Annotated in this window: 12 protein-coding genes and 1 other RNA gene; 3 read left to right on the top strand and 10 right to left on the bottom strand. The window is 60.9% G+C overall.

The genetic code is table 11. The annotated features are described in order from the left end of the window. Nucleotides 1–111 precede the first annotated feature (111 nt). Entirely contained in the window at nucleotides 112–846 is a 735-nt protein-coding gene (gene fnr, locus WA225_RS24995; RefSeq protein WP_007918332.1) for a fumarate/nitrate reduction transcriptional regulator Fnr, read from the top strand. Nucleotides 847–924: 78 nt separating this feature from the next. Continuing rightward, nucleotides 925–1,473, top strand: a complete 549-nt coding sequence (locus tag WA225_RS24990) for an adenine phosphoribosyltransferase (protein WP_003223345.1) — start codon at nucleotides 925–927, stop codon at nucleotides 1,471–1,473. A 109-nt stretch (nucleotides 1,474–1,582) separates the two neighbouring features. Here the strand turns inward: WA225_RS24990 and WA225_RS24985 are convergent, their stop codons facing one another. The 5 genes from WA225_RS24985 to dnaX form a co-directional block, all read right to left on the bottom strand. After that, a complete protein-coding gene (locus tag WA225_RS24985) occupies nucleotides 1,583–2,731 on the bottom strand; it encodes an acyl-CoA dehydrogenase family protein (protein ID WP_422610067.1) in 1,149 nt (382 codons plus the stop codon). Nucleotides 2,732–2,955: 224 nt separating this feature from the next. Next, nucleotides 2,956–3,558 carry a recombination mediator RecR gene (recR, locus tag WA225_RS24980; RefSeq protein ID WP_064116893.1) on the bottom strand — a complete coding sequence of 201 codons (603 nt, stop codon included), beginning with the start codon at nucleotides 3,556–3,558 and terminating at the stop codon, nucleotides 2,956–2,958. 67 nt (nucleotides 3,559–3,625) lie between these two features. Further along, nucleotides 3,626–4,660 carry an NADP-dependent oxidoreductase gene (locus tag WA225_RS24975; protein ID WP_422610066.1) on the bottom strand — a complete coding sequence of 345 codons (1,035 nt, stop codon included), beginning with the start codon at nucleotides 4,658–4,660 and terminating at the stop codon, nucleotides 3,626–3,628. A gap of 276 nt (nucleotides 4,661–4,936) precedes the next feature. After that, the gene (locus tag WA225_RS24970) at nucleotides 4,937–5,275 is read right to left on the bottom strand and encodes a YbaB/EbfC family nucleoid-associated protein (RefSeq protein WP_016984747.1); all 339 of its coding nucleotides are present in this window, start codon (nucleotides 5,273–5,275) and stop codon (nucleotides 4,937–4,939) included. Between the two features lie 67 nt (nucleotides 5,276–5,342). Continuing rightward, nucleotides 5,343–7,490 (bottom strand): DNA polymerase III subunit gamma/tau, encoded by a 2,148-nt coding sequence (gene dnaX / locus WA225_RS24965; RefSeq protein ID WP_422610065.1) that lies wholly within the window; start codon nucleotides 7,488–7,490, stop codon nucleotides 5,343–5,345. A 145-nt stretch (nucleotides 7,491–7,635) separates the two neighbouring features. On the opposite strand from dnaX, the gene WA225_RS24960 reads away from it, so the two are divergent. Beyond that, a complete protein-coding gene (locus WA225_RS24960; RefSeq protein WP_422610064.1) occupies nucleotides 7,636–8,385 on the top strand; it encodes a substrate-binding periplasmic protein in 750 nt (249 codons plus the stop codon). A gap of 210 nt (nucleotides 8,386–8,595) precedes the next feature. On the opposite strand, the gene ffs is transcribed toward WA225_RS24960, so the two are convergent. The 5 genes from ffs to smc form a co-directional block, all read right to left on the bottom strand. Next, nucleotides 8,596–8,692: signal recognition particle sRNA small type (gene ffs / locus WA225_RS24955), an RNA gene on the bottom strand. A 134-nt stretch (nucleotides 8,693–8,826) separates the two neighbouring features. Continuing rightward, nucleotides 8,827–9,990: a zinc-binding metallopeptidase family protein gene (locus tag WA225_RS24950; RefSeq protein WP_422610063.1), complete on the bottom strand. Its 1,164-nt coding sequence runs from the start codon at nucleotides 9,988–9,990 to the stop codon at nucleotides 8,827–8,829. Nucleotides 9,991–10,145: 155 nt separating this feature from the next. Then, a complete protein-coding gene (gene ligA / locus WA225_RS24945; protein WP_422610062.1) occupies nucleotides 10,146–12,503 on the bottom strand; it encodes an NAD-dependent DNA ligase LigA in 2,358 nt (785 codons plus the stop codon). 87 nt (nucleotides 12,504–12,590) lie between these two features. Then, entirely contained in the window at nucleotides 12,591–13,454 is an 864-nt protein-coding gene (gene zipA / locus WA225_RS24940) for a cell division protein ZipA (protein WP_422610061.1), read from the bottom strand. A 261-nt stretch (nucleotides 13,455–13,715) separates the two neighbouring features. Then, nucleotides 13,716–17,204 (bottom strand): chromosome segregation protein SMC, encoded by a 3,489-nt coding sequence (gene smc, locus WA225_RS24935; RefSeq protein ID WP_422610060.1) that lies wholly within the window; start codon nucleotides 17,202–17,204, stop codon nucleotides 13,716–13,718.

Below are 17,204 nucleotides of genomic sequence, written 5' to 3'. Positions count from 1 at the left end.
CTGGTCCTGCGGCTTTATGGCTGTAGGGCAAAGTCGCCCCAGACTGGCCTGAATGTCCTCCCGTGGGTTACCCTTACGGCTTATGTGTGTTTTCCCACAAGGATCCAAGAAATGTCCGAGCCAGTTAAACTGCGCGCTCACAACCAGGCTCACTGCAAGGATTGCAGCCTGGCCCCTCTCTGCCTGCCACTTTCTCTGAATCTGGAAGACATGGATGCGCTGGACGAAATCGTTAAACGTGGCCGTCCGTTGAAAAAAGGCGAGTTCCTGTTCCGTCAGGGCGACACGTTCGATTCCGTTTATGCAGTACGCTCCGGCGCCCTGAAGACCTTCAGCCTGAGCGACAGCGGCGAAGAGCAACTGACTGGCTTCCACCTGCCGAGCGAACTGGTCGGGCTGTCCGGCATGGACACCGAAAAACACCCGGTGTCGGCCCAGGCACTGGAAACCACGTCGGTGTGTGAAATTCCGTTCGAGCGCCTTGATGAGCTGGCTCTCCAACTACCACAGCTGCGTCGCCAGTTGATGCGCGTGATGAGCCGCGAAATCCGCGACGACCAGCAAATGATGCTGCTGTTGTCGAAGAAAACCGCCGACGAGCGCATCGCCACCTTCCTGGTCAACCTGTCGGCACGTTTCCGCGCTCGCGGTTTCTCGGCCAACCAGTTTCGCCTGAGCATGTCGCGCAATGAAATCGGCAACTACCTGGGTCTGGCGGTGGAAACCGTGTCTCGCGTGTTCACCCGCTTCCAGCAAAACGAGCTGATCGCCGCCGAGGGCAAAGAGATTCACATCCTCGACCCGATCCAGCTGTGCGCGCTGGCGGGCGGCTCGATCGAAGGTTAATGTCGATCCGCGGTTGAGCGAAGCGTTTCAGCCGCGGGTATACTGCGCCGTTTGCAGCCCTGCCAGGACACCTCGACGATGGTCTTCGACTCCTTCGACATCAAATCCCTGATCCGCCCTGTGATCGACTTCCCGAAACCGGGCGTGATCTTTCGCGACATCACCCCGCTGTTTCAATCGCCCAAGGCCCTGCGCCTGGTGATGGACAGCTTCGCCCACCGCTATGTGGAAGCCGATTTCACCCACATCGGCGCGATGGATGCTCGCGGCTTCCTGATCGGCTCGGTATTGGCTTACCAGTTGAACAAGCCGCTGGTGCTGTTCCGCAAACAAGGCAAACTGCCGGCGGACGTGCTGGCCGAGGGTTACGCGACCGAGTACGGCGAAGCGTTTCTGGAAGTGCATGCCGACAGCCTGTGCGAAGGCGACTCGGTGGTGATGTTCGATGATTTGATCGCCACGGGCGGCACGCTGATTGCGGCGGCCAACCTGATTCGCCGCATGGGCGCACGGGTGCATGAGGCGGCGGCGATTATTGATCTGCCGGAGCTGGGCGGGTCGCAGCGTCTGGAAGACATGGGCATCCCTACTTTCTGCCTGACGCAGTTTGCCCTGACTGATAAGTAAGTAGCGCCTGCTAAACCGCTTTCGCGAGCAAGCTCGCTCCCACATGGGAACGCATTCCAACTGTGGGAGCGAGCTTGCTCGCGAAGTGGCCGGCAGCCTCACCGCAAGCCTAAAGCCCCAGCTGCTTGCTGATGATCTCGTTCATCACCTCCCGCGTCCCGCCGCCAATCGACAAGATGCGGTTATCTCGATACAGCCGCTCCACCAGACTCTCGCGCATGTAACCCAACCCGCCAAGAATCTGCACGGCCTCCGTGGTGATCCGGTCCGAGGTATCCGTGGCAAAGTTCTTCGCCATCGAAATCTCTTTGATGACGCTCTGCCCCGCCGCCATTTTCGCCGCTTGCCGATAGGTGAACTCACGCGACACCTCCAGCATCGTGGCCATCTCGGCGAGGCGATGTTTGATCACCTGAAATTTGCCGATCGGCTTGCCGAACGCCTCACGCTCACGCGCCCATTTCAGGCTCTGCTCCAACGCCAGTTGCGAAGTCATGTTGGCCATCAGCGCCAATGCCAGCCGTTCGCTCTGAAAATTGCCCATGATGCAGGCGAAGCCCATGTTCTCGGCGCCGATCAGATTGCCCACCGGCACGCGGCAATCGTCGAAGAACAATTCAGCGGTGTCTGACGCCCACCAGCCCATTTTCTTCAACTGCCGGCCGACGGTGAAGCCCGGCGTGCCCTTCTCGATCAACAACAGGCTGATGCCGCCGAAACCCGGTGCACCGGTGCGCACCGCGACGGTGTAGAAATCGGCGCGTACGCCACTGGTGATAAAGGTTTTGCTGCCGCTGACCCGATAGAAATCGCCGTCACGCACGGCGCGGGTCTGCAGGTTGGCGACGTCGGATCCGCCGCCGGGCTCGGTAACGGCCAGGGCGCTGATTTTCTCGCCGCTGAGCACTTGAGGCACAACCCGATCACGCACCTCGGGACGCGCCCATTTGACGATCGGCGGCAGACCGATGTCCAGCGAGCCGAGCCCCGCTACCAGCCCGCCAGAGCCGCAGCGCATCAACTCTTCACTGGCGGCGACCTTGGCGAACAGATCGCCTGCATGGCTGCCTCCCAGCGCCTCGGGGTAACCGATGCCGAGGATGCCCGCCGCGCCCGCCTTCAGGTACAGCTCACGGGGGAAGCTTTCGGCTTCTTCCCATTCGTCGACGTCCGGCAGGATCTCGCGTTCGACGAAACGTCGGACACTGTCGCGGACCAATTGGTGACTGGGGTCGAAGTATTCCTGAAAGGCAGGCATGGGCGAGCTCCACGGAAGGGTTCGCCGAACTTAACCGAGCGCTTGCTTGGTTTTCAACTTAATTGTGTGAATCAGATAGACCGCGGTGCGGCCATCGCTGGCAAGCCAGCTCCCACAGGGATCTCGGGCGTACACACAGATTGTGTTCAACAAAGAAACCTGTGGGAGTTGCGGTGCGACGATTCGACTTGCCAACGATAAGGCCAGAACAGACAGTAAAGAACTTAAAGGGAAATCGGTTTACGCCCGGCAAACGAATGCGCCAGCGTGCCGCCGTCGACCAGCTCCAGCTCACCCCCCAACGGCACGCCGTGGGCAATCCGCGAAGCGATCAGGCCTTTGTTGCTCAACAGCTGAGCAATGTAATGCGCCGTCGCTTCACCTTCCACTGTCGGGTTGGTCGCGAGAATGACTTCGGTAAACGTCCCGGCCTCTTCGATCCGCGTCATCAACTGCGGAATACCAATTGCCTCAGGCCCCAGACCATCGAGCGGCGACAAATGCCCCTTGAGCACAAAGTAGCGACCACGGAAACCGGTCTGCTCGACTGCGTACACATCCATCGGCCCTTCGACCACGCACAACAACGTGTCGTCGCGGCGGGTATCGGCGCATTGCGGGCACAGATCGTCTTCGGTCAGCGTGCGGCACTGACGGCAGTGACCGACCCCTTCCATGGCCTGACTCAGGGCCTGGGCCAGACGCAAGCCGCCGCTGCGGTCACGCTCGAGCAGCTGCAACGCCATGCGCTGGGCGGTTTTCTGACCGACGCCCGGCAAGGTGCGCAGAGCGTCGATCAGTTGGCGAATCAAAGGGCTGAAGCTCATGGATAAACAGTCCGACAAAAACAACGAGACGCGGTTTATACCCGCGCCTCCGGCCAGCGTCAAATACTCAGTCCTGAGCGACCTTCACCACCAGTTTGCCGAAGTTACGCCCCTCCAGCAGACCGATAAACGCCTCGGGCGCCTGCTCCAGGCCATCGACCACGTCCTCGCGGAATTTCACCTTGCCCTCGCGCACCCACGGCACCATGTGGCTGATGAATTCCGGCTGACGATCACCATAGTCATCGAACACGATGAAGCCCTGAATACGCACGCGCTTGGTCAACAACGTGCGCTGCAACATCGGCAGACGGTCCGGGCCTTTTGGTGCCTCGGCGGCGTTATAACCGGCGATCAGGCCGCACAGCGGAATGCGCGCCTTGGCGTTGAGCAGCGGCACCACGGCGTCGAATACATGACCGCCGACGTTCTCGTAATAGATGTCGATGCCATTCGGGCAGGCTTTGGCCAGTTGCTCGGCGAAATCCGCCGCCTTGTGATCGATGCAGGCATCAAAACCGAGTTCCTCGACCACGTATTTGCACTTCTCGGCACCGCCGGCCACACCGACCGCGCGCAGGCCTTTGATCTTCGCCACTTGGCCGACCACCGAGCCGACCGCGCCGGACGCAGCCGCCACCACCAGCGTTTCGCCTTCTTTCGGCTGACCAATGTCCATCAGGCCCATGTACGCGGTCATCCCCGGCATGCCCAGCACGCCTAGCGCCATCGACGGACTTGGCAGCCCGGACGGAATCGGGATGATATTGCGCCCGTCGCTGATGCTGTGGCTCTGCCAGCCGGTGGCGCCGACCACCAGATCGCCTTTATGAAACTTCGGATGACGGGAATCCTCGACACGGCTGACCGCGCCGCCGGTCATCACTTCGCCGATCTGTACCGGAGCGGCGTAGGACGGTGCGTCGCTCATGCGTCCGCGCATGTAGGGATCGAGGGACAGGTAGAGGGTTTTCAGCAGTACCTCGCCGTCCGCAAGATCGGGCAGCGCTTCGCGTTCGAGGCGGAAGTTTTCCGGGATCGGCGCACCGACCGGGCGGGAGGCGAGGACGAAACGTTGGTTGAGCGTGAGAGGGTCGGACATGTCAGCGTCTCCTGTGAAGTGTGAATTCAGCGGGTATAGGGAGCAGACCGTTGAGGCTTTTGCGCGTTCGATGTTTATTCAGCTGGCCGGGATTGATCGTTCCCATGCTCCGCGTGGGAATGCCGCAACGGACGCTCCGCGTTCGGCTCTGGACTTGGAACGCGGAGCGTCCCGGGCTGCATTCCCACGCAGAGCGTGGGAACGATCAGCCAGAAACAAAAACGCCAGGCGCAATGCCTGGCATTTTGTGTAGCTCATCTGCCGCCGGTTGGCGAATCAGAATGGCAGTTTCATACCGGCCGGCAGGTTCATGCCAGCGGTCATGTTGCCCATTTTGTCCTGGCTGTTCTTTTCAATCTTGCGCACTGCGTCGTTGACGGCGGAGGCGATGACCGCTTCCAGCATTTCTTTGTCATCTTCGCTCATGCCTTCGACCAGGCTTGGGTCGATGCTCACGCTTTTCACGTCATGACGACCGGTCATCACCACGGTGACCATGTCGCCGCCGGCTTTACCGGTGACTTCGGCGTTGGCCAGTTCTTCCTGCATCTTGGCCATTTTTTCCTGCATCTGCTGTGCCTGCTTCATCAGGCCGGCCATGCCACCTTTCATCATGGGAATCACCTCAAAAGTACTTGGATCAAAACAGCGCCCGGCCATCACGGCCGAGCGCCTTCAGTTATTAGCCTTGGGCGACCAAGGCCTCGACAGGTTCAATAGTATCGTGTCGCACCACCGCGCCGAACTGCTGAACCATCTGCTGGATGAACGGATCACCGTGTATCGATTCCTCCGCCTCGCGCTGACGGTTGGCACGGCGACGAGACGCAGCCTGCGCCGGGGTCTCCTGCTCGGGCTTGATCAGTTCAATGGTCAGGCTCAGCGTGCGACCGTGGAACTGGTTCAACGCATCGTTCAGACGCCGCTGTTGCGTGGCGTTGAACAGCGCGCTGTGCGCCGGGTCGAGGTGCATCAGCCAATGGTCGCCATCGACCGCGATCAATGTGCAGTTGGCGGCAATGCTGCCGGTCATGCCGGAGATCGGCAGTTTCGGGAACAGTTCCAGCCATTGCAACGCCAGACCTGTGGCCGGTGCCGCCGCCGGTTCCGGCTCGGGTTCCGGGGCCGGTTCAGCGGCGTGTTCGCTGGCCAGTTCGTCGAGGTAGCTGTAGGCCGAATCCATGTCCGGCTCGATGTAATCCTCGTCGAGCGGCGGCTCGTCGTCCAGGTCCATGCCCGAGGTAGCGGCATCGACGTCGGCGACCGACGGCTCGGGAATCGGCGCGGCAGCCCACTCGGGCGCCTCCGGAACGACGCTGTCCGGAGTCGGCAGCGGCATCGGCGGCAACTCGGGTTGCTCGGCGGTGGTTTCCAGCACGGGCTCTACGGCAGGTTGCTGCGCGGGCTCTGGCTCTGGCTCAGCTTCAGGCTCGGGCTCGGGCTCGGGCTCTACCGGATCATTCCACGGCAAATCGACGACTGCTTCGGCGACGACAGGCGCTGGCGCAGGTTCTGGCTCGGCAACGGGTGCAACTTGAGCAACCGGCGCAGGCTCGGGAGCCGGTGCAGGTGCAGGTGCAGCCACCGGCGCAGGAGCAGGAGCAGGAGCAGGCGTCGGCGTTGGCGCAACAGCCGCAGCGACTACCGGCGCAGGCTTAGGCGCGGCAGCCACGGAGTTTGCGGAATCAACTGTGGCCTGGCTGATCCCCACTGGCTTTAGCGGTTGCCTCGGGGCGTCCGCCGTATCTGCCGGCCGGAAGGCGAGCATCCGCAGCAGGACCATCTCGAAGCCACCACGCGGGTCCGGCGCCAGCGGCAAATCGCGGCGGCCGATCAGGCCCATCTGGTAGTAGAACTGCACGTCTTCGGCCGGCAAGGCCTGCGCCAGTGCCAACACGCGATCGCGGTCGCCGTGCCCGTTGTCGACGCCTTCCGGCAACGCCTGAGCGATGGCCACGCGGTGCAGCACGTTGAGAATTTCCGAGAGCACGCCGTTCCAGTCCGGGCCTTGTTCGGCCAGATGACGTACGGCTTCAAGCAACGCCTTAGCGTCACCTTCGATCAATGAATGCAGGACGTCATAGACCTGACCGTGATCCAGCGTGCCGAGCATCGCCCGCACGTCGGTGGCCAGTACCTTGCCTTCACCGAAAGCGATCGCCTGATCGGTCAGGCTCATAGCGTCACGCATGGAGCCGTCAGCGGCGCGACCGAGCAGCCACAGCGCATCGTCTTCGAACGGCACGTTTTCGGCGGTCAGCACGTGGGTCAAATGCTCGACCACACGCTCGGGCGTCATGTTCTTCAGCGAGAACTGCAGGCAGCGCGACAAAATCGTTGCCGGAAGTTTCTGCGGGTCAGTGGTCGCGAGGATGAACTTGACGTACGGCGGCGGCTCTTCGAGGGTTTTCAGCAGCGCATTGAAGGAATGGCTGGAAAGCATGTGCACTTCGTCGATCAGGTAGACCTTGAAGCGCCCACGGCTTGGCGCGTACTGCACGTTGTCGAGCAGTTCGCGGGTGTCTTCGACCTTGGTGCGGCTCGCGGCGTCGATCTCGATCAGGTCGACAAAGCGACCTTCGTCGATTTCACGGCACACCGAGCAATCGCCGCACGGGCTGGAAGTGATACCTGTCTCACAGTTCAGGCATTTGGCAATGATCCGCGCAATCGTGGTTTTACCCACCCCGCGCGTACCGGTGAACAGGTACGCATGGTGCAGCCGCTGGCTGTCCAAGGCATTGATCAGAGCCTTGAGCACATGGGTCTGGCCGACCATTTCGCGGAACGAGCGCGGACGCCATTTACGTGCAAGAACCTGATAACTCATCGAAAACCGTCGCAACGAAGGAAGCTGAAGCGGCTAATGCTAGCGGAGCAGGGGCAAAATTGCATCCGGTGTCCTCGTCTAATATGGCTAAGCTGCATGAGCAGAGGCTTTTATCGGCTCGGGATCGGGAATTACCGGAGCGTTTATGCGTTGGGCCTTGGGGGCACTACTGGCAATCAGCCTGAGCGTGACGGCAGCGGAAACCCCGTTGCGCTTCGCCATGCCCGACAGCTGGGCCATGCCGATGGTGCAATTCGAACGCGGCCGCCCGACCCAAGGCATTCTCTACGACCTGATGCTCAGCCTGGCCACGCAGGTCGGCGTACCGGCCGAGTTTCACGTGCTGCCCCGCGCCCGTGTGCAGACGGCGATGGAGCACGGCGAGATCGACGTGCGCTGCTATGCCGCGCAGTCATGGCTGCCGAATCAGTCGGGGGATTACATCTGGAGTCTGCCGTTGTTCTTCCAGCGCGATCTGTTGATCAGCCGCCAGGATCAACCCGCCAGCGCCGACCCCGCACTTCTGCCCCGCCAATCCATCGGCACCGTCCTCGGCTACACCTACCCCACCCTGCAACCGCTGTTCGATGCCGATCGCCTGCAACGTGAAGATGCGCGCAATCAGGAGCAGGTGCTGGAGAAGCTGTTAGCCGGGCGTTATCGCTATGCGGTGAGCAATCAGTGGACGCTGGACTGGTTTAATCAGCGCTTGCTGCCGGAGCAGCAACTGCAAGGTGTCGCCGTGTTGCAGGAGCAGAAAGTCGGTTGTTATGTGCGCAATGACCCGAAGGTGCCGGTGCAGCGGATTTTGCGCACGCTGCTGCGGATGAAAATGTCGGGGGAGATTGATGAGATTATCCGGCTGTATACGGGCAGCTCTGAAAACACCCCATAACCTTGTGGGAGCTGGCTTGCCAGCGATTGCGGATTTTCAGTGAAATAGATGAACCTGACCCACCGCTATCGCTGGCAAGCCAGCTCCCACAGGATCCTCATCAGCCTTGGGATTTGTGTCGGTACGGAAAATCGCAGACACAAAAAAACCGCAGTGGGCGAAACCCATGCAGTTCTGGTTGAGGCGTTCGATTGTTCGTTAAGGTGGTAACCCCACCAGCCACACCCCGGCACACAATGTTCCCGCTGTGGCTGCTGCCTTCCGGCTCTGACCAGGTTCACGGGTAATCGTTGCGGGGGGACCGATGGGGTCACCATAACGACGCTTGCCTGTCGGCGAGCCGCGCCATTGTACCTATCTGAGGTGAAGTTACAACCGTTGGTTGCAGATTAAAAACATGAATCGCTTCAAGGACATAAAGATCGCAGCCGGCGACAGCTTCTACAGGGCCAACACCTCGTCCGCCCTGCCGCCCGCCTGCTGGATCACCAGATGAATGAAGTGCAGCTTGGCAATCGCCGGTGCCGGCAGCACGAACGGGTAGAAATCCGGCTGGCCCATGCTGCGTGACAGTTCATTGAGCATCCCCGCCAACTCGATCCACGCGTTGACGAACGACAGGAACGCCTCGCCGCCGGGATGCTCGGGGTCGTACAACGTGCTGGTGGGAAACGGCTGGTAGTCGAAATCCATTTCCCGCGCGCTCATGCCGAAACCCAACGCGGTATCGACCGCGTCCATCATGTGCAGGTAATGCGCCCAGGTTTCCGCCCAGTCTTCCCAAGGGTGCATGGTCGCGTAGGCGCTGACGTACTGTTGCGGCCAGTCGAGTGGCGCGCCTTGCTGGTAGTGACGATCGAGCGCCTCGGCGTAACTGGCGCGTTCGTCGCCGAACAGGCTACGGAACGAGTCGAGCCAGGGGCCGTTGGCGATCAGTTGATCCCAGTAATAGTGCCCGACCTCATGGCGAAAATGCCCGAGCAGTGTGCGATAGGGTTCGTGCATCTGCGCCCGCACCTGCTCGCGGTGGGCGTCGTCGGCTTCTTTGATATCGAGGGTGATCAGGCCGTTGGCGTGGCCGGTCATCGGTGCATTGCCTTCAAGGTCGACGCCGATGAAATCGAAAGCCAGCCCGGTGTCTTCATCGACTGTTTTTGGGACGACTTGCAGACCGAGGGTGATCAGTTGCGCGACCAGTCGACGCTTGGCGATTTCGACTTTGCGCCAGCGTTCGGGGTTGTCCGGGGCCGACAGGTCGGGAATGGTCCGGTTGAGGCTGCAAGCGATGCACAAGCTGTCGTGGTCATTGGCCGGCAGCAGCCAATTGCACGCGGCAGGCGTATCAAGGTTGGCGCAGCGGCGGAACAATCCCGAGTCGGGATCGGCGTCGAGCGTCCAGGTGCCTTCGTACGGCCCCGGTTGCAGTGACGTCAGCCGACTTTCTTCCGGTTGATAACCGAGCAAGGCATTGCACGCCAGACACTGGCTGTTGCGAAAGAACAGCGACTGGCCGCAGCGGCACGGCCAGACTTTGCTGTTGCGTGAGGATTCGCCCATGAACGGCGCGATGATGCGGGAACTGAGCTGCTCGAAAAAGCGGTGCATGGCGATCTCTCCCTGGGGCTTGCCAAGACTAGATCATTGTTGCGGGTTGATCGTTCCAACGCTCTGCGTGGGAATGCATCCAGTGACGCTCTGCGTCAAAGCGGACGCGGAGCGTCCGGGGCGGCATTCCCACGCGGGAGCGTGGGAACGATCAGTCAGACGGAGATACCGTGGGTCTTGAGGAAGGCGATAAAGGTTTCTTCGTCCATCACCTTCACGCCCAGCTCATTGGCCTTGGTCAGCTTGGAACCAGCGCCGGGGCCTGCGACCACACAATGAGTCTTCGCCGACACCGAACCAGCGACCTTGGCGCCGAGGCTTTCCAGATGTCCCTTGGCGACATCACGGCTCATCAACTCAACCTTGCCGGTCAGCACCCAGGTCTCGCCGGACAACGGCAAGCCTTCGACGACTTTCTTCTCGCTCTGCCAGTGCATGCCGAAATCGCGCAGTTGTTTTTCGGACGCTTCGGCTAACTGACGATGCTCCGGAACGGCAAAAAATTCGCGCACCGAATTCGCCTGTTTCTCCGGCAAGGCCTGACGCATGTCCAGCCAATCCGCATTCATCACCGCTTCCAGCGAGCCAAACTTGTCCGCGAGTTTCTGCGCACCACCGGGGCCGACCGAAGGAATGTGCAGCTTGTCGAGGAAACCACCCAGCGTGGTGCTGGCCGCAAACTCGGCGCCCAACTCGCCCTGATCCTGAATCTGCAAACCATGGCCGAGCAATTCGGTGATCACCTGCTGGTTATGCGCATCTTCGAAGAAGCTGTGAATCTCGTACGCCACTTCCAGCCCGACGTCCGGCAGGTAGGTCAGCACTTGCGGCAATGCCTGCTGCACACGCTCCAGCGAACCCAGCGAGCGCGCCAGCACCTTGGCGGTCTCTTCGCCGACGTCGGGAATGCCCAGCGCATAAATGAATCGCGCCAGCCCCGGTTTCTTGCTGTCTTCGATGGCCGCGAGCAGTTTGTTGCTGGACACCTCGGCAAAGCCTTCCAGATCAACGATGTCATCGAACTTCAGCGCATACAGATCGGCCGGCGAACTGACCAGACCTTCGTCGACCAGTTGCTCGACACTCTTGTCGCCCAGGCCTTCGATGTCCATCGCGCGACGCGAGACGAAGTGGATGATCGCCTGCTTGAGTTGCGCACCACAGGCCAGGCGCCCGACGCAGCGGTACACCGCGCCTTCGCTGACGGTTTCCTTGCCCTTGCTGCGCTTGATCAGTTGCGTGCGCTCGACGTGCGAGCCGCACACCGGGCAGCTCTCAGGAATCTGCACCGCGCGCGCGTTTTCCGGACGGCGATCCATGACCACTTGCACCACTTGCGGAATCACATCACCGGCGCGGCGGATGATCACGGTGTCGCCGATCATCAGGCCCAGACGCGCAACTTCATCCATGTTGTGCAACGTGGCGTTGGCCACAGTGACGCCGGCCACCTTGACCGGTTTCAGCCGTGCGACCGGGGTAACAGCGCCGGTGCGACCGACCTGAAACTCCACGTCGAGCAACTCGGTGAGCTCTTCCATCGCCGGGAATTTGTGCGCGATCGCCCAACGCGGTTCGCGGGCACGGAAGCCCAATTCGCGCTGATCGGCAATGCTGTTGACCTTGAACACCACGCCATCGATTTCATAGGTCAGCGAGTTACGGCGCGCGCCGATGTCGCGGTAGTAATCGAGACATTCGCCGATGCCCTTGGCCAGTTTCAGTTCGTGACTGATCGGCATGCCCCATTTCTGCAATTGCTTGAGGTTGCCGATGTGCGTGTCGGAAATATCGTGGGAGACCTGACCGATGCCGTAGCAGCAGAATTCCAACGGACGGTTGGCGGTGATCTTCGAGTCGAGCTGGCGCAAACTGCCGGCCGCAGCGTTGCGCGGGTTGGCGAAGGTCTTGCCGCCGACTTCCAGTTGCGAGGCGTTAAGGCGCTCGAAACCGGCCTTGGACATGAACACTTCACCGCGCACCTCCAGCGTCGCCGGCCAGCCTTCGCCGTGCAGCTTCAGCGGAATGTTGCGCACGGTGCGCACGTTGACGCTGATGTCTTCACCGGTGGTGCCGTCGCCGCGTGTGGCGCCGCGCACCAGCACGCCGTCCTGATAAAGCAGGCTGACCGCCAGACCATCGAGTTTCGGTTCGCAGCTGTATTCCACCGCCGCGTCGCCGCCGAACAGATCACCGGCCGGCAGGTCCAGACCTTCGGTGACCCGGCGATCAAACTCGCGCATGTCGCTTTCTTCGAAGGCGTTGCCGAGGCTGAGCATCGGCACTTCGTGACGCACCTGAGTGAACGCGGTCAGCGCCACGCTGCCGACGCGCTGGGTCGGCGAGTCGCTGGTGATCAGTTCCGGGTTGGCCGCTTCCAGCGCCTTGAGCTCGTGGAACAACCGGTCGTACTCGGCGTCCGGAATGCTCGGCTCGTCGAGGACGTGGTAACGGTAGTTGTGCTGATCGAGTTCAGCACGTAGCTCGAGGATGCGGTTTTTGGCGGCGGTCATGGGTGTTCTCTCATAAAGCAAAAGAGCAGCCGAGGCTGCTCAATCGATATTGCCGATTGCCTCTCTATGATGAGGCAATCTTTTCAATCAGCGCTTCTGGGTCAGGGCGCGGCGTTCGAATTCAACGATGCGCTGACGGTAGTGCTCGATGGTCTGCGCGGTCAGAACGCTGCGCTGGTCATCTTTCAGCTCGCCGTTCAGTTCCTGCGACAGCTTGCGGGCTGCGGCCACCATCACGTCGAAGGCCTGCTTCGGATGACGCGGGCCGGGCAGGCCGAGGAAGAAGCTCACCGCCGGGGTGCTGAAATGGTCGATGTCGTCCAGATCGAAGATGCCCGGCTTGACCGCATTGGCCATGGAGAACAGCACTTCACCGTTGCCGGCCATGCTTTCGTGACGGTGGAAAATATCCATCTCACCGAAACGCAGACCGCTTTCGAGGATGTTCTGCAACAGTGCCGGGCCTTTGAAGCCCGCAGCGTCACGGCAGATCACGCTGATCACCAGGACTTCTTCAGCTTGCGGCTGGTCTTTGTCGACCACCGCCGGCGAAGGCTTGGTGTCTTCGGCGAAATCGCCGTCACGACTGCTGAAGCTCGGGCCACCGTCCAGATCCAGGTCGAGGTTCAGGTCGCCCTGAGCCGGGCCATTGCCGCCACGCTTGCCACGTTTCGAAGCGGATTCGCGAGGCTCGCGTGCTTCGCGGGCCGGCATGCTCACCGACGGCAGATCGTGTTCATCCAGTTGCGGCTCTTGATGCGTATCCAGTACACGGGCCGGGCCCAACAGCTCAGCGCTGGTGTCCTCGTCCGGCAGGTTGGACAGACTTCGGTCAAGACGGAATTTCAGTTTTCCCTTGCCGCCGCGCATCCGGCGCCAGCCATCGAAAAGAATACCGGCTATCACAATGATGCCGATGACGATCAGCCACTCGCGCAGACCGATTTCCATGTAATCCCGTGCCTCTATAAAAAATGCTGAAAAATAAGGGGTTTACACTGTGCAAACCGCTTTAAAACGTGGCGCCAACTCTATGTTCTGACAGGCGTTTTGCCCACGTATACGAAAAATTGACATTAAACTAGCACGACCAAAGACAACTTTACACCGTCTGTCTCATTTGGCTTGCGCGAATATGTCGATTGGCCAGCAAGTCGCAGTTGGTAAAAAAGTCCTACAGCCCCTAATTACCTTTTCCGACACCACGCTGACTCAGGCGTCCACCATCGCCATCGCCTCCTCGACATCCACGGCTACCAGTCGCGAACAACCCGGTTCATGCATCGTTACGCCCATCAACTGCTCGGCCATTTCCATGGCGATCTTGTTGTGGGTGATATAGATGAACTGCACGGTCTGCGACATCTCTTTGACCAAGCGTGCGTAGCGTCCAACGTTAGCGTCATCCAGCGGCGCGTCAACCTCATCGAGCATGCAGAACGGCGCCGGGTTCAACTTGAAGATGGCAAAAACCAGCGCCAGCGCGGTCAGGGCTTTTTCCCCGCCGGAAAGCAAATGGATAGTGCTGTTCTTCTTCCCTGGCGGCTGCGCCATGATCGTTACCCCTGTATCGAGTAGATCTTCGCCCGTCAGTTCCAAATACGCGCGCCCGCCACCGAAAACTTTTGGAAAAAGTGCCTGTAAACCGCCATTGATCTGATCAAAGGTATCTTTGAAACGGTTACGGGTTTCCTTGTCGATCTTGCGGATGACGTTCTCGAGGGTCTCCAGCGCTTCAACCAGATCGGCGTCCTGCGCATCCAGATAACGTTTACGCTCGGACTGTTGCGTGTATTCGTCGATGGCCGCGAGGTTGATCGCGCCCAAGCGCTGAATCCGCGCATTGATGCGTTCGAGTTCTTCTTCGGCTTCGCGTTCACTGGCTTGTGCAGTCAATGTCGCGAGCACGCCGTTCAGATCGTAGCCGTCTTCGAGCAATTGATCCTGCAAGGCCTTGCGCCGCACGGTCAGGGCTTGCCATTCCATGCGCTGCTGTTCGAGCTGGCCGCGAATCAATTGTGATTGCTGCTCGGCCTGGGTCCGGCGTTTTTCTGCATCGCGCAATTCACGGTCGGCATCTTCCAGAGCGATCTGCGCGGTCTTCAGTTCTTCGTCGACGGTCATGCGCTTGTCGAGCAGCTCTTCGAGTTTCAGGCGCAGCTCTTCCAGCGGTGCCTCGCCCTCCTCCAGATTGAGACTCAACTGTTCGCGCTTTTCGGTGAGGCGCTCGGCCTGCATTTCCAGACGCTCCAGCGCCTGACGCGTGGAGTCGTGCTGCGCGCGCAACGAGCCGAGGCGCACGGCCAATTGATGGGCATGATCCTTGTGCTGGCGCGCTTCCTGGCGCACGCGGTCGAGGCGTTCGCGCAGGCTGTCACGCTGAGCCAGCAGCAACTCGCGCTGCTCGGTGTCCAGCGCCATGGCGTCCAGCGCATCCTGCAACTGCATGCGCGCTTCGCCGACTTGTTCGTGCTCGAGTTCGCGTTGTTCGCCGAGTTCGACCAGCTCTTCATCGAGGCGTTTGCGGCGCAAGGTCAGCTGTTCAGCCTTGGCTTTACCGGCGGACAGCTGCGCTTTCAATTCGCCTTGCTGACGTGCTTCGTCTTGCAGCAAACGACGCAGATGTTCGCGACCGTTTTCCTGCTGACGCTGTTGCGCGCGCAGGGTTTGCAGACGAGTTTCCATGGCCTCGACCGTGGCTTCTTTCTCTTCGCGCTCGAGGTGCAGCGCTTCGATTTCCTGACCACGAGCGAGCATGCCGCTTTCCGCTTCGCTGGCCCGACGCACGCGTAAAAAGTGCCGACCGACCCAGTAACCGTCGCGGCTGATCAAGCTCTCGCCGGCGCTCAACTGCCCGCGCAAGGCCAAGGCCTGCTCAAGGCTGTCGACCGGTTTGACCTGACCGAGCCACGGCGACAGATCGATCTGCGCGTCGACCTTGTCCAGCAAGCTGCCGGCGACGCGCACGCCATCGCTGGCCGGGCTGAGCAGGCGCAAATCGCCCTGAGTGAACCCGGATAAATCGAAGCCGCTGAAATCGTCGACCAGAACCGCTTGCAGATCGGCGCCGAGGACGGTCTCTACCGCCAGCTCCCAACCGGCCTCGACCTTCAGGCCTTCGGCCAGACGCGGGCGCTCGGCGAGGTGGTGTTCCTTCAGCCATTCGGCGGTGCCGGTGCCTGGGTCGAGCGCGGCTTGCTGCAAGGCTTCGAGGGACGCAAGGCGACCGTTGAGACGCTGCAAATCACCCTGCGCCTGTTGCTGCGCGGTCAGCGCTTGCTGCAATTCCTGACGCAGCTGTTCAAGCTTTTCGACCTGCGCTTCTTCGCTGGTCTGCAAATCTTCAAGCGTCGCTTCGGACTCGGCGAGCTGCTCGTTGAGTTCCATGATCGCCGCGTCTTCCGGGTCAGCCGAGAGCAACGCGCGCTCTTCACCGAGGCGCTTTTGCCGGTCAGCGAGGCGCTCCATGCTGGTTTCCAGCTGCTGAATGCGCGACTGCTGCACTTCGGCCTGACGGCGCGGTTCGGCGGCGGTCAGGTTGAAGGCGTCCCACTGTTCCTGCCAGCCGTGCATGACCGATTCAGAATCTTCCAGCGCCGCAGCGGCCTCTTCGGCAGCAGCGCTGGTGACTTCCTGCTCGGGGGTGAGCATGTCCAGCTCTTCGCCGAGGGTCAGCAGCAAGGTGCGGTCGTGACCCAGGTGCGATTCGGTTTCCAGACGCGCGCGTTCGGCTTCTTTCAGATCGTCCTGCAACTGCCGCAGACGTTGTTGACCGTGCTGGATGCTCTGCTCGACCCGGGCGATGTCGCCGCCGACCGAATAGAAGCGCCCCTGCACCAGATTGAAGCGTTCGGACAGGTCATGGTGACCGTCGCGCAGGCGTTCGATGGCCGCATCGGCATTGCGCTGCTCGGCAACCAGTGCTTCGAAACTGACTTCCTGGGTGCCGATGATCGACTCGCGCTGACCGACCTGATCATTCAGATCCTGCCAGCGCAGGGCCGACAGTTGCGCCTTGAGCTGACGTTCTTCGGCTTTGAATTCCTGATACTTCTTGGCGGCCTCAGCCTGACGATGCAGGCGTTCGAGCTGACGCTCCAGCTCATCGCGCAGGTCAGTCAGACGCGCGAGGTTTTCATGGGTGCGGCGGATGCGGTTTTCAGTCTCGCGGCGGCGTTCCTTGTACTTGGAGATGCCAGCGGCTTCTTCAATGAAGTTACGCAGGTCTTCCGGCTTGGATTCGATCAGCTTGGAGATCATCCCCTGCTCGATGATCGAATAGCTGCGCGGGCCGAGACCGGTGCCGAGGAAGATATCGGTGATGTCGCGACGCCGGCATTTGGTGCCGTTGAGGTAATACGTGGTCTGGCTGTCGCGGGTGACTTTGCGGCGAATGGAAATTTCCGCGTAGGCCGCGTACTCGCCCAGCAGCGTGCCGTCGGAGTTGTCGAAAACCAGCTCGATACTGGCCTGACTCACCGGTTTGCGACTGGTCGAGCCGTTGAAGATGACGTCGGTCATCGACTCGCCACGCAGGTTCTTCGCCGAACTCTCGCCCATCACCCAGCGTACGGCGTCGATGATGTTCGACTTGCCGCAACCGTTCGGCCCGACGACCGCCGCCATGTTACTGGGGAAGTTCACCGTGGTCGGGTCGACGAAGGATTTGAATCCCGCCAGTTTGATGCACTTGAGCCGCAC

This window comes from Pseudomonas sp., assembly GCF_049300855.1.
In the GTDB taxonomy this organism is placed as follows: Bacteria; Pseudomonadota; Gammaproteobacteria; order Pseudomonadales; family Pseudomonadaceae; genus Aquipseudomonas.
This window is presented reverse-complemented; position numbering and strand designations above follow the sequence as displayed.

What these genes read in the sequence shown, in the direction of transcription:
- WA225_RS24950 (WP_422610063.1), bottom strand. Translation starts at nt 9,990, where the DNA reads ATGCACCGCTTTTTCGAGCAGCTCAGTTCCCGCATCATCGCGCCGTTC.
- ligA (WP_422610062.1), bottom strand. Translation starts at nt 12,503, where the DNA reads ATGACCGCCGCCAAAAACCGCATCCTCGAGCTACGTGCTGAACTCGAT.
- recR (WP_064116893.1), bottom strand. Translation starts at nt 3,558, where the DNA reads ATGAGCTTCAGCCCTTTGATTCGCCAACTGATCGACGCTCTGCGCACC.
- zipA (WP_422610061.1), bottom strand. Translation starts at nt 13,454, where the DNA reads ATGGAAATCGGTCTGCGCGAGTGGCTGATCGTCATCGGCATCATTGTG.
- WA225_RS24990 (WP_003223345.1), top strand. Translation starts at nt 925, where the DNA reads ATGGTCTTCGACTCCTTCGACATCAAATCCCTGATCCGCCCTGTGATC.
- fnr (WP_007918332.1), top strand. Translation starts at nt 112, where the DNA reads ATGTCCGAGCCAGTTAAACTGCGCGCTCACAACCAGGCTCACTGCAAG.
- WA225_RS24985 (WP_422610067.1), bottom strand. Translation starts at nt 2,731, where the DNA reads ATGCCTGCCTTTCAGGAATACTTCGACCCCAGTCACCAATTGGTCCGC.
- dnaX (WP_422610065.1), bottom strand. Translation starts at nt 7,490, where the DNA reads ATGAGTTATCAGGTTCTTGCACGTAAATGGCGTCCGCGCTCGTTCCGC.
- WA225_RS24970 (WP_016984747.1), bottom strand. Translation starts at nt 5,275, where the DNA reads ATGATGAAAGGTGGCATGGCCGGCCTGATGAAGCAGGCACAGCAGATG.
- WA225_RS24975 (WP_422610066.1), bottom strand. Translation starts at nt 4,660, where the DNA reads ATGTCCGACCCTCTCACGCTCAACCAACGTTTCGTCCTCGCCTCCCGC.
- WA225_RS24960 (WP_422610064.1), top strand. Translation starts at nt 7,636, where the DNA reads ATGCGTTGGGCCTTGGGGGCACTACTGGCAATCAGCCTGAGCGTGACG.